This window comes from Micromonospora krabiensis (assembly GCF_900091425.1).
Classification (GTDB): Bacteria; Actinomycetota; Actinomycetes; order Mycobacteriales; family Micromonosporaceae; genus Micromonospora; species Micromonospora krabiensis.
Map to the genome: position 1 here is coordinate 5,568,628 of NZ_LT598496.1, position 12,092 is coordinate 5,580,719.

Below are 12,092 nucleotides of genomic sequence, written 5' to 3' on the forward strand. Positions count from 1 at the left end.
TGAGATGACCTACCGCCGACTGGGCGACTCCGGGCTCGTGGTGTCCGTGGTCGGGATCGGCTGCAACAACTTCGGCCGCAAGCTCGACGTCGACGGCACCCGCGCGGTGGTCGACGCCGCGCTCGACGTCGGCATCAACTTCTTCGACACGGCCGACATCTACGGGGAGCCGCAGGGCGGCTCGGAGGAGCTGCTCGGGCAGGCGCTCAAGGGTCGCCGGGACGACGTGGTGGTGGCCACCAAGTTCGGCATGGACATGCACGGGCTCAACGGCCCCGACTTCGGTGCCCGCGGCGCCCGGCGCTACATCGCCCGGGCGGTGGAGGCGTCGCTGCGGCGGCTCGGCACCGACCACATCGACCTGTACCAGATGCACGAGCCGGACCCGGGCACGCCGATCGACGAGACCCTCGCGGCGCTGGACGACCTGGTGCGCGCCGGCAAGGTGCGCTACCTGGGCAACTCCAACTTCGCCGGCTGGCAGATCGCCGACGCCGACTGGGTCGCCTCGTCGAACGGGCGGTCCCGGTTCATCAGCGCGCAGAACCACTACAGCCTGCTGGAGCGGTCGGTCGAGGCGGAGGTCATCCCGGCCTGCGAGCGGTTCGGCCTCGGGATGCTGCCGTTCTTCCCGCTCGCCAACGGGCTGCTCACCGGCAAGTACCACCGGGACTCGGCGCCGCCCGCCGGCAGCCGCCTCGCCGGTGGGGGCCGCTACGCCGAGCGGCTCGCCGCGGCCGACTGGGACACCATCGAGGCCATCGGCGCGTACGCGGACGAGCGCGGTCTCACCATGCTTCAGGTGGCCATCGGAGGGCTGGCCGCCCAGCCGGCCGTGACCTCGGTGATCGCCGGCGCCACCACGCCGGAGCAGGTCCGTGCCAACGCGGCCGCCGGCGCCTGGCAGCCCACCGACGAGGACCTGGACGCCCTGCGCGCCGTCCTCTGATCCCGGGGCGGGCGCGGTTGTGATCCACTCGCGTTCCTTGACGTCGGGGTGACCCGGGGCTCGGGACACCCCGACGTCAAGGATCTCGGGTCGAACGGCGCGGGAGCGCCGAGTGCTCAGTCGGGCCGGCGGCGGGTGGACAGCATCGCCACCGCGATCGCCGCGGCGGCGAGCACGAGCCCGCCCGCCGCGACCGGCCACCAGCCGACCCCCGCCCCGCGTCCGGCGGCATCCGTCTGCGCCGCCACCGGCTCGGGTGCCGGCGGCGACCCCGGTGGCCGGGCCTCCACCTGGGCGCTGGCCTCGCTGCCGTTCGGGGCCGGGGCGCTCACCGTGACGCGCCAGCGGCCCGGCGAGAGGATCGAGCCGACGCTGTAGAAGCCGTGCCCCTCGGCGGACGGTTCGAGTTGCACCGGCCCGACCCGCTGGCCGTCCGGGCCGGTGGCGTTGAGCGTCAGCCGGACGAGCGTCTCCAGTTGCCGCCCGTCGGGGTGGGTGGCCCGCACGGTGACGCCGTCGGCGCCGTCGCCGGCCACGGTGAGCTTGAGCTTTCCGGTGTCCGCCGCGGCCGGGGCCGCGGACAGCAGGGTCAGCACCAGCCCGACGGCCAGGGCGGCGAGACCCTTCCACGTACGCCTCACGGACATCTCCTCACTGCCGAAGAGGGAGGCCCCTCCCCGACGCCGCGGCGTCGGGGAGGGGCCTCGGACGGATCAGAGCTGGCGGCCCGGAGCGAGCCGGGTGACGTCGCCACCCAGTCGCCCGGCACCCTTGACGGGTTTGCCGTCGTTCGCCTTGACCCCGGCGCTGCTGGCCGTCCCGCCGAGCCGCACCGTCATCGCGTCGGCGTCGCGGATCAGCACGTCCCGGATCTCCGCCTCCGGCACCAGCTTGGTGTCGGCGGCGAGCTTCCGGAAGGCGGCGAGCTCCTTGAGCGCCTTGGTGTCGTTGCCGGACGCCTCGGCCTTACGGGCGGCGTCGAGCTTCTTCGTCAGATCCGTGTGCGCCTTGGCCGAGAGACGCCCCGTCGCCTTGAACCGGTCCAGCAGGTTCTGCATGTCCCGGAACGAGGTGGTGACGAAGAACCGGACCGCCGAGGTGGTCTGGTTGCCCGCCTTGTCGGTCGCGGTGACGGTCAGCTCGTGCAGGCCGAGCGGCAGCTCGTACATGGCCTGCAGCGTGCCGCTGGCGTACGGGCGGCCGTCCAGCGTCCCGACCACGCTCGCGATGCCCGAGGTCGGGTCGACGGCCTGCCAGGACACCCGGACGTCCTGGCTGTCGCCGTAGAGCTGGCCGTCGGCGATCCCGGAGACCAGCAGCGTCGGCTTGGCGCCGTCGATCCGCAGCACCGCCGACTTGAGCGTCTCGGCGTTGCCCGCGTTGTCGGTGGACCGGAACAGCAGCTCGTGCTGCCCGTCGCCGGTCACCTCGACCGGCTCCGAGTACGGCGTCCACGCGCCACCGTCCAGCGACCACTCCACCGTCTTCACCCCGGAGCCGGCGTCGGTCGAGGTCAGCACGACGGGGATCGTCCCGTTGTGCCAGCCCTCGTCGTTGGCCGGCGCGAACGACGCCGAGGTGACCGGCGCGGTGGCATCGATCTTGACCGTGACGGTCTTGGTCGACTCCACGTTGCCCGCCTTGTCGGTGGAGCGGAACCGCAGCTCGTGCGTGCCGTCCCCGGTCACCTGCACCGGACCGGTGTAGTCGGTCCAGGTGGTGGCGCCGTCCAGCTGGTAGGCGGTGCCCGCCAGCCCACTGCCGCCGGCCTCGTCGGCGGCGGTCAGCGTGACCGTGACCGGCCCGGTGTGCCAACCGGCGGTCGGCGTACCGGAGACCGCCGCGGTGGTCACCGGAGCCGTCTCGTCGGCCACCTCCGTGCTGAGCCGGAAGTAGTCGAACGAGGCGGTCTTCGAGGCGGTCTGGTTGGCGCCGAGGGTGAACAACCCGACCTTCGGGGTCGCCCCGACCGCGCTGTTGGTCAGTGCCGTCAGCGCGCTCCAGGTCGTCCCGTCCGCCGAGTACGACGCGGTGAAGGTGTCGCCGCTGCGGGCCAGCCGCAGGTACCACACCGAACCGGTCAGGTTGCCCGCCTCCGGCTGCGGGTTCTGCACCGTCCCGCCGATCTCGCTGCGGAACTCGATCCGCCGCGTCACCGGCTGGCCGGCCTGGTTGTCCGCGATGAAGTCGAACTTCAGGTAGTTGTCGTCGTCGGCGTGCACGATCAGACCGGCCTGCTGGTACTGCTCGTTCAGCAGGCTGCCGTCGACCTTCGTCTCCAGGGTCCAGTCGCCCGACGGCGCGGTCTGGAGGATGAAGTTCGCCGGCCCGGTGTTGCCCGTGCCGTAGATGTCACCGTTCGGCACGTCGATCCGCAGCGCGCCGTCACTCACCCGGTAACCCGACGGGTTCTCCCGCAGGATCGCGTCCCACCGGCACTTGTCGAGCGCGGTGCCGGTGAACTCGTCGGACGGCTCGACCGATCCGGCCGGCTCGTCCGGCGAGACCTGGAACCAGTCGAAGGCCGCGTCGACGACCGGCGCTTCCGTGCCGCCGTTGAGGGCGAAGACCCCGATCCGCGGGTTGGTGATGCCGGCGAGCGCGGCGGACCGGCCGACCGGGGTGAAGGTCTGGCCGTCGGCCGAGACGGCCGCGGTCAGGTTCGTCCCGTCACTGGTCAGTCGCAGGTGCACGGTGTCACCGGCCGGTGCGGCGGCGCTGTCGGCACCCTCGTTGCGCGGCGTGCCGGCCGTCTCCCGGATGAACTCCACCCGGCGGCTGCCGTTGTACAGCAGGTCCAGCTTGGCGTAGTTCTCGTCGTCGCCGTAGACCAGCAGGCCGGCCTGCTGGTAGTTGGCCGTCACCGGCAGGGTGACCTTGGTGGTCGCCTGCCAGGCCCCGGACGGCGCCGGCTGGAGCACCAGGTTGGTGGCGTCGTTGCGAGCGCCGTACAGGTCACCCACCGAGGTGGGCAGCCGCAGGGCGCCGCCGGACACCGAGTAGAGCTGGTTCTCCCGAACCACGCTGCTCCACCGGCTCTTGTCGAGGCTGTTGCCGTTGAAGTCGTCCGAGCGCGCCCCGAAGCAGGACGTGTTCGGCGCGTCCACCCGCACCGGAACCGTGGCGTACGACTTCGCGCCCTTGCTGTCCGTCACCGTCAACGTGGCGGTGAAGGTGCCCGGGCTGGTGTACGTGTGGGTGGCGTCCAACGTGGACGCGGTACCACCGTCACCGAAGTCCCAGGCGTACGTCAGCGGGGTGTTCCCCTCGGCGTCGGTGGCCGTGCCGTCGAACGCGACGGCGAGCGGCGCGGTGCCGGTCGTCGGCGTCGCGGTGGCGGTGACCACCGGCGGCGCGTTGTCGGTGACGCCCCGACCGAGGAAGTCCATCCAGTTGACGTTGAGCAGCGAACCCGCGCCGCCGTTCGGGTCCTTGGCGACGAAGTACAGCGAGCCGCTGGCGGCGCCGGTGACCGGTGCCGTCACGTCCGCGTACGTCTGCCAGTCACCCGTGCCCGGCACGACGGCCGTGGCGACCACCGGACCGTCGACGGCTCCGGCCCGGACCTCGATCCGGCCGCCCGTGGTGGCCGAGGCCGCCCGGAACCGGATGTCGGTGATGTTCGTCAGGTTCGCCGGGGCCACCGACCACCAGTCGCCGTCCTCGATGAACCCGATGTTCTGGCCGCCGCCGGCGGTGTCGCCGGTGGTCTCCCGCTGCACGCCCGGGTCACCGCCGCCGGTGCTGCCCGGCGCCCGCCCGGTGGCCGTGAAGTACTCGGCCTGCTTGCGCTTCGGCTGGAGCTGCTCGATCGCCCGGCCGGTGAGCGCGCCGGCGCCGCCGGCTCCGCCGTCGTCGGTGTACGTCGCCTCGAAGACGCTGAAGACGTTCGCCTCGGCGCCGTGCCCGGAGGCCAGCGACGTCTGGACCGTGCCGGTGCAGCCGGTGTGCTGCTCCAGCGGGTGGGCGTGCTCGTCGTGGCCGAGCAGCACCTGGAGCTGGACCCGGTCGCAGTCGATCTCCCCGTCCTCGGGGTCGGTCACCTTGATCGTGTAGCGGACCTGGTCGCCCCAGTCGAAGAAGCCGCCGTCCGGCGGGAACTCGATGGTCACCGTCGGGGCGGTGTTGCCCACGGTGACCGGCACGTTCGCCACCGCCGTACGGCCCTTCGGGTTGGTGACGGTGAGCTGGGCGGTGAAGTTGCCCGCCGTGGCGTACGTGTGCGTCGGGTTGGCCTCGGTGGAGGTCTGCCCGTCGCCGAACGCCCAGGCGTAGGTGAGCGTGCCGCCGTCGGGGTCGCGGGAGCCCGCGCTGGAGAAGTCGACGGTCAGCGGAGCCGGCCCCGAGGTCGGGGTGGCCGCCGCGACGGCGATCGGCGCGCGGTCACCGGCGATGTAGTCGATCCGGTAGACGCCGGAGTTGTCGTTGTTGCCGCCGAAGCCGCTGCCCCACTCGATCAGGTAGAGCGCGCCGTCCGGACCGAATTCGAAGTCCATCGGCCGGATCAGGCTCATGCCGGTGAGCAGCTGGTTGATGTCGACCAGCGACTTGCCGTCGGGGGTCAGCTGCATCGTGTACATCTTCGACTGGTTCCACTCGCCGAGCAGCGCCTTGCCGTCGTAGTAGGCCGGCCACTTGCGCGCCGAGTTCAGGTCGGCGTCGTACCGGTAGACCGGGCCGCCCATCGGCGCGCCGCCGCCGCCGATCTCCGGGTAACGCGCGTCACCGGCGTACCCGTAGTCGACGGTGGCCGGAACGACCGGCGGAAGGTTGGTGAGACCGGTGTTGTTGGGCGAGTTGTTCACCGGCGCGGAGCAGTCGAACTTCGCCCCGCTCGGGCCGTTCGGGAAGGTGTAGTCGTTGTACGCCTCGTTCGTCCCCGTGCAGTACGGCCAGCCGTAGTTGCCGGGGGTGACGATGTTCCACTCGACCAGGCCGCGAGGGCCCCGGTTCGGGTTGTCGGCGTTGGCGTCCGGTCCGTAGTCCGCGACGTACAGCGTGTTGGTCTTCGGGTCGGAGCCGATGCGGAACGGGTTGCGGAAGCCCATCGCGTAGATCTCGGGACGGGTCTTCTCGGTCCCCGGCGGGAAGAGGTTGCCGGCCGGGACGGTGTAGGTGCCGTCGTCCTCCGGGTGGATCCGGATCACCTTGCCGCGCAGGTCGTTCGTGTTGCCGGAGGTGCGCTGCGCGTCGTAGTCCTGGCGGCCCGGCCGCTCGTCGATCGGCGTGTACGCGCTCGACTCGAACGGGTTGGTGTTGTCTCCGGTGGCCAGGTAGAGGTTCCCGGCACTGTCGAAGGTCATGCTGCCGCCCGCGTGGCAGCAGGTGTTGCGCTGGGTGTCGACCCGCAGCACCTGCTTCTCACTCGCCGGGTCGATGGTGTCGCCCGTCACCGTGAAGCGGGACAGCAGGTTGCGCGCGACGCCGTCGTTCGGGGCGTAGTAGAGGTAGACCCACTTGTTGGTGGCGAAGTCCGGGTCGAGCCGGATGCCGATGAGGCCGTCCTCGTTGCCGGTGAACACGTCCAGGTCGATCGCGGTGACCGTGCTGCCGGTGTCCGGCTTGATGATCTGCACCCGACCGTCGCGCTCGATGTAGAAGACCCGCCCGTCGGGGGCGATGTCCAGCTCCATCGGGTTGCTGGTGTTGCTGTCCAGCGTGACCTTCTCGAAGCTGGCCGTCTTCGACGCGCCGCAGTCGGCGTCGGCCACGCCGGCGGCGGTCCGGATGCCGCCGAGCAGGTGGCTGAGGAACTGCGGCTCCGCGTACGACTCGCGGGTGTGACCGCCACCCGTGTACCACGACCGCCCGCCGTCGAAGTCCTGACACCAGGCGAACGGGTGGTCGGCGCCCATCGCGCCGGCGCCGGGGGAGTAGCTCTTCTCGTCCAGGCTGGCCAGCACGTGCACGTCCGGCCGCGGGTTGGACTGGTAGTTGTACCACTCGTCGTACCGGGACCAGCGGTCCGGCAGCTCGCTCGTCGACGGGTGGGCGTGGTCCTCCACCTTGATCGTGGCCTGCTGGTTGGCCGGGTGGCTCGCGAAGTACGCGCCGACCAGGTCGCCGTACCAGGCCCAGCTGTACTCGGTGTCGGAGGCGGCGTGGATGCCGACGTAGCCGCCACCGGCGCGGACGTACCGCTCGAACGCCGCCTGTTGCTCGGCGTTCAGCACGTCACCGGTGGTGGAGAGCCAGATCACCGCCTTGTACTTGGCCAGGTTGGCGTCGGTGAACGCCGCCCCGTCCTCGGTGGCGTCGACCGTGAAGTTGTTCGCCGCGCCGAGCTGCTGGATGGCGGCGATGCCGGTGGGGATCGAGTCGTGCCGGAAGCCGGCGGTCTTCGAGAACACCAGGACGGAGTAGGGGTCGTCGGCCGCCGCCGCGGCGGCCCGGACCGGTGTGACGGGGGCCGCGGCCGGGGCGGCCTGGGGGGCTCGCGGGGCGGCCTGCGCGGCGGCCGGAGCCGCCTGGGCGGGCGCCCCGAGCAGGACGCTCGAGACGAGGGCGAGGGACAGGGTCGCGGTGATGGGTATACGGGCACGACGACGGGACACGCCGCCTCCTATGTCGCGGTGGACAGGGATCGCGGGGGCCGGCTCGCCGAAGACCGTCCCAGGTGGATGCCGGTGCGGACGCCGGGCCAGGGCGTACACGCCAGCATTTTTGTCGAATCGCTGAACAAATTAATTCCGCTGGATGCGTGTCGGGCAAGATGCCGGCACGTAACGGTTTGGCAACAGTGGGCGACATTCCGAACAGGACAGCATGAAGCGACCAGCGAGATGGGCCACCCGCGGCCTGCCTTGGCAGTCCGGCGGATCTGTCGTACGGTGGCCGAGTACCCACGGGAGCCCGGTGGACCGGGCTGAGAGGGGGGCTGTTCGCCCCCGACCGTCGAACCTGATCCGGGTAATGCCGGCGCAGGGAGGAGTGTTGCCGTGCCGTCCCTGGGACGATTGCATCTCATCACCGACAGCCGACCCGGGCGAGATCCGCTCGCCGTGGTCCGGGCCGCCCTGTCGGCCGCCCGGGCCGAGCTGGTCGTGCAGGTCCGCGTCGAGGACGACGCCACCGACCGCGAGACGTACGACCTGGCCAGCCGGGTCGTGGCGCTCTGCGCGCCGTACCGGGCCCGGTGCCTGGTCAACGACCGGCTGCACGTGGCCCTGGCGGTGGACGCCGCCGGTGGGCACGTCGGTGCGGACGACCTGCCGGTCGACGCGGCCCGCCGGGTACTCGGCCCCGCCGCCCTGCTCGGCGCGACCGCCCGGGACCCGGGCACGGCCGCCGTCGCCGTCGCGGCCGGCGCCAGCTACCTCGGCGTCGGCCCCTGCAACGCGACCACCACCAAGGACGGGCTGCCGGCACCCATCGGCGTGACCGGCGTTCGTGCCGTCGCCGAGGCCGTCGACGTGCCGGTCGTCGCCATCGGCGGGGTGACCGCGGCCCAGGTGCCGGCCCTGCGGGCGGCCGGGGCGTACGGGGTGGCCGTCGTCGGCGCGCTCTCCGCCGCCGCCGACCCGGCCCGCGCCACCGCCGAGCTGCTCAAGGCGCTGACGTGCTGACCGGCCGGTCCCCGTCGGCGCACGTCGACCGGGTCCGGCCGGACGTGGCGGTGGTGGGGGCGGGCCCCATCGGCCTCGCCGTCGCCTGGCGCTGCGCCGCCCGGGGCCTGCGGGTCACCGTCCACGATCCGGCACCCGGCTCGGGGGCCTCCTCCGTGGCCGCCGGCATGCTCTCCCCGGTCGCCGAGGCGTACTTCGGTGAGCGGGAGCTGACCGGCCTGCTCGTCGAGTCGGCCGCCCGCTGGCCCGGGTTCGCCGCCGAACTCGCCGAGGCGACCGGGGCCACGCTCGGCTACCGCACCGAGGGCACGCTCATGGTCGGGCTGACCGGGGACGACCTCGCCGAGGCACGCCGGCTCTGGGCGTACCAGCAGAGCCTCGGCCTGCCGGTGACCCCGCTGCGCCCCAGCGAGCTGCGCACGCACGAACCGGCGCTGGCACCCCGCGTACGCGGCGGGGCCCTGGCGCCCACCGACCACCAGGTCGACCCGCGGCTGCTGGTTCCGGCGCTGCGGACCGCCGCCGAACGCGCGGGCGCCGTGCTGGTGCCCGGCGTGGTGCGGCGGCTCGCCGACCTGGACGCCGCCGTCACCGTCGTGGCGGCCGGCTGCGGGGCCGCCGCGCTGACCGGGCTGCCCGTCCGGCCGGTGAAGGGCCAGGTGGTCCGGCTCCGCGCGCCCGACGGCGGGCCCCCCGGCTTCCGGCACGTGATCCGGGGGTACGCCGACGGCGAACACGTCTACCTCGTGCCCCGCGACACCGGAGAGGTGGTGGTCGGCGCGACGGTCGAGGAGCGCGGCGACACCACCGTGTCCGCCGGGGCGGTGCTCCGCCTGCTGCGCGCCGCCGTCGAGCTGATGCCCGAGCTGGCCGAGTACGACCTGGTCGAGACGGTCGCCGGCCGACGACCCGGCACGCCGGACAACGCCCCGATCCTCGGCGCGCTGCCCGGCCGACCGGACGTGCTGGCCGCCACCGGGCACCACCGGCACGGCATCGTGCTGACCCCGGTCACCGCCGACCTGATCGCCGATCTCGTCACCGGCGGCGTGCCCGACCCGCTGCTCGCCCCCTTCCGGCCCGACCGGTTCACGGCCCGGGCCGACAGCGCCGACGCGTCGGCGGCCGGGGTCGCCGACGCCGCGAACCAGAGGACCGAGGAGGAGTCGTGGAGTTGACGGTGAACGGGACCGGGCGGACGGTCCCCGGCGGCGTGACCGTCGCGGACCTGGTGCGGGAGGTCACCCCGCAGCACCGGGGCGTGGCCGTCGCGGTGAACGGCGAGGTCGTGCCCCGGGCCGCCTGGCCCGCCGCGACACTGCGCGACGGCGACCGGGTCGAGGTGCTCACCGCGGCCCAGGGCGGGTGAGCGGCGTGACCTTCCACCTCGGCGGGGTCCCGTTCACCTCGCGGCTCGTCCTCGGCACCGGCGGCGCCGCGAACCTGCGACTGCTCGAACAGGCCATCCGCGCCTCCGGCACGGAGCTGGTCACCCTCGCGCTGCGACGCGTGGACACCGCGCCCGGCACCGCCGGCGGGCTGCTGGAGCTGCTGGACCGGTGCGGCGTACGGCTGCTGCCCAACACGGCCGGCTGCTACACCGCCGGGGAGGCGGTCAAGGTGGCCCGGCTGGCCCGGGACGCCTTCGACACCGACTGGATCAAGTTGGAGGTGATCGGCGACGAGCGGACGCTCCTCCCGGACGGGGTGGAGCTGCTGCGCGCCGCCGAGGAACTGGTCGCCGACGGGTTCACGGTCCTGCCGTACACCAGTGACGACCCGGTGCTCGCGCGGCGCCTGGCCGACGTCGGTTGCGCGGCGGTGATGCCGGCCGGCGCGCCGATCGGCTCCGGGCTGGGAATCAACAATCCGCACCACATCCGGCTGATCCGGCAGAGCGTGCAGGTGCCGGTGATCCTCGACGCGGGCATCGGCACCGCGTCCGACGCCGCGCTCGCCATGGAGCTGGGCTGCGACGCGGTGCTGCTGGCCAGCGCGGTCACCCGGGCCGCCGACCCGGTCGCGATGGCGACCGCGATGCGGTACGCCGTCGAGGCCGGCCGCCTCGCCGCGGGCGCCGGCCGGATCAGCCGCCGCTACCACGCCCTCGCCTCCACCCCCGACGAGGGAAGGCCGAACCTGTGAGCGGCCCGTCCGGGATCGTCGTCCTGACCGACCGGAGGCAGACGCCCCGGCCCCTCACGGAGGTGGTCGCCGCCGCGGTCGCCGGGGGCGTCCGCTGGGTGGTGCTGCGGGAGAAGGACCTGCCCCGTGCCGAACGCGCCGCGCTCGCCGCCGACCTGCGCCCGATCCTCGCCGAGGCCGGCGGGACGCTGGTCGTCGCCGGCCCGGACCCGCTCGACGGTCACGCCGTCCACCTGCCCGCCGCCGGCCCGTACCCGCCGCCTCCGCTCGGGCTGGTCGGCCGCTCCTGCCACGACGCCACCGAGCTGGCCCGACTGTCCACCGAGGACTACGTCACCCTGTCGCCGGTCTTCCCCACCCGGACCAAGCCCGGCTACGGCCCGCCCCTCACCCCGGGCGGCCTCGCCGAGCTGATCGAGGCGAGCCCCGTGCCGGTCCTCGCCCTCGGCGGCATAGCGACCCCGGACCAGGTGCGGCGATGCGTCGAGGCGGGTGCCGCCGGAGTCGCCGTCCTCGGCGCGGTCATGCGCGCCGGGGACCCCACCGAGGCGGCCGCGACGTTGCGAGACGCCTACCTGACCTGCCCGACCGGGCGCGGCCGGCCGCAGCCGGCGACCCCGACCACGGGAGTGCGGCGATGACCCCGGCGACCGTCCTCACCATCGCCGGCTCGGACTCCGGCGGCGGCGCCGGCATCCAGGCCGACCTCAAGGTCTTCGCCGCGCTCGGCGCATACGGGACCAGCGTCATCACCGCGGTCACCGCCCAGAACACCCGGGGCGTGGACGCCGTGCTGCCGCTGCCCCCGGCCACCATCGGCGACCAACTGGACAGCGTGCTTTCCGACTTCACCGTGGGCGCGGCCAAGACCGGGATGCTCGGCAGCCCGGCGGTGGCCGCCGCGGTCGCCCGGGTCGCCGAGGCCGGACGGCTGCCCCACCTGGTGGTCGATCCGGTGCTGGTGGCCACGAGCGGCCATCGGCTGGGCGTGGTGGAGGCGGTCGAGCGACTCCTCCCGTACGCCGAGGTGACGACGCCGAACTGCGCGGAGGCCGCGGCCCTCACCGGACGCCCGGTGACCACCGTCGAGGAGATGGTCGCGGCGGGCGAGGCCCTCGCCGCGCGCGGACCGTCGCACGTGGTGGTGACCGGCGGCGACGTGGACGCCGACGGCGAGTCGGTCGACGTGCTGGTGGGCGGCGGATCCACCACGCTGCTGCGGGCGCCCCGGGTGGACACCCGGCACACGCACGGCACGGGCTGCTCGTTCTCGGCGGCCATCGCCGTCCGGCTGGCGCTGGGCGACCCGGTGCCGACGGCCGTCGCGGCCGCCAAGGAGTACGTGCACCGCGCGCTGACCGGCGCGCGGGGCTGGGAGCTGGGCGCGGGACGCGGCCCGCTGGACCACTTCGGCTGGTCCGCTTGATCACCAG

9 protein-coding genes and 1 riboswitch are annotated in these 12,092 nt (G+C 73.5%); of the genes, 7 read left to right on the plus strand and 2 right to left on the minus strand.

Going from position 1 to position 12,092, the window contains the following annotated elements:
- The first annotated feature begins 4 nt into the window (after positions 1 to 4).
- Positions 5 to 949 (plus strand): aldo/keto reductase, encoded by a 945-nt coding sequence (locus GA0070620_RS25640; protein ID WP_091594975.1) that lies wholly within the window; start codon positions 5 to 7, stop codon positions 947 to 949.
- Positions 950 to 1,065: 116 nt separating this feature from the next.
- On the opposite strand, the gene GA0070620_RS25645 is transcribed toward GA0070620_RS25640, so the two are convergent.
- Positions 1,066 to 1,590, minus strand: coding sequence for a hypothetical protein (locus GA0070620_RS25645; protein ID WP_231921976.1), 525 nt, complete (start codon positions 1,588 to 1,590; stop codon positions 1,066 to 1,068).
- A gap of 72 nt (positions 1,591 to 1,662) precedes the next feature.
- The gene (locus GA0070620_RS25650; RefSeq protein ID WP_091594979.1) at positions 1,663 to 7,503 is read right to left on the minus strand and encodes a ThuA domain-containing protein; all 5,841 of its coding nucleotides are present in this window, start codon (positions 7,501 to 7,503) and stop codon (positions 1,663 to 1,665) included.
- Between the two features lie 280 nt (positions 7,504 to 7,783).
- Positions 7,784 to 7,894, plus strand: a riboswitch (TPP riboswitch).
- Between GA0070620_RS25650 and thiE the strand changes: the two genes are divergently transcribed.
- The 6 genes from thiE to thiD all read left to right on the plus strand — a co-directional run bounded on the left by thiE (position 7,888) and on the right by thiD (position 12,085).
- Complete coding sequence (thiE, locus tag GA0070620_RS25655; protein ID WP_091594981.1) at positions 7,888 to 8,514, plus strand: thiamine phosphate synthase; 627 nt, start codon at positions 7,888 to 7,890, stop codon at positions 8,512 to 8,514. It overlaps the preceding riboswitch by 7 nt.
- Positions 8,508 to 9,692, plus strand: coding sequence for a glycine oxidase ThiO (thiO, locus tag GA0070620_RS25660; RefSeq protein ID WP_172836498.1), 1,185 nt, complete (start codon positions 8,508 to 8,510; stop codon positions 9,690 to 9,692). Before thiE ends, thiO begins: the two co-directional genes overlap by 7 nt.
- On the plus strand, positions 9,683 to 9,883 hold the full coding sequence (thiS, locus tag GA0070620_RS25665; RefSeq protein ID WP_091594983.1) for a sulfur carrier protein ThiS: 201 nt from the start codon (positions 9,683 to 9,685) through the stop codon (positions 9,881 to 9,883). The genes thiO and thiS overlap by 10 nt, the downstream gene beginning before the upstream one ends.
- Positions 9,880 to 10,659 carry a thiazole synthase gene (locus GA0070620_RS25670; protein WP_091594985.1) on the plus strand — a complete coding sequence of 260 codons (780 nt, stop codon included), beginning with the start codon at positions 9,880 to 9,882 and terminating at the stop codon, positions 10,657 to 10,659. Before thiS ends, GA0070620_RS25670 begins: the two co-directional genes overlap by 4 nt.
- The gene (locus GA0070620_RS25675) at positions 10,656 to 11,300 is read left to right on the plus strand and encodes a thiamine phosphate synthase (RefSeq protein ID WP_091594987.1); all 645 of its coding nucleotides are present in this window, start codon (positions 10,656 to 10,658) and stop codon (positions 11,298 to 11,300) included. Before GA0070620_RS25670 ends, GA0070620_RS25675 begins: the two co-directional genes overlap by 4 nt.
- Positions 11,297 to 12,085: a bifunctional hydroxymethylpyrimidine kinase/phosphomethylpyrimidine kinase gene (gene thiD / locus GA0070620_RS25680; RefSeq protein ID WP_091594989.1), complete on the plus strand. Its 789-nt coding sequence runs from the start codon at positions 11,297 to 11,299 to the stop codon at positions 12,083 to 12,085. Before GA0070620_RS25675 ends, thiD begins: the two co-directional genes overlap by 4 nt.
- Positions 12,086 to 12,092 lie beyond the last annotated feature (7 nt).

Coding starts and splice junctions, on each gene's coding strand:
- GA0070620_RS25640 (WP_091594975.1), top strand. CDS start 5: ATGACCTACCGCCGACTGGGCGACTCCGGGCTCGTGGTGTCCGTGGTC.
- thiD (WP_091594989.1), top strand. CDS start 11,297: ATGACCCCGGCGACCGTCCTCACCATCGCCGGCTCGGACTCCGGCGGC.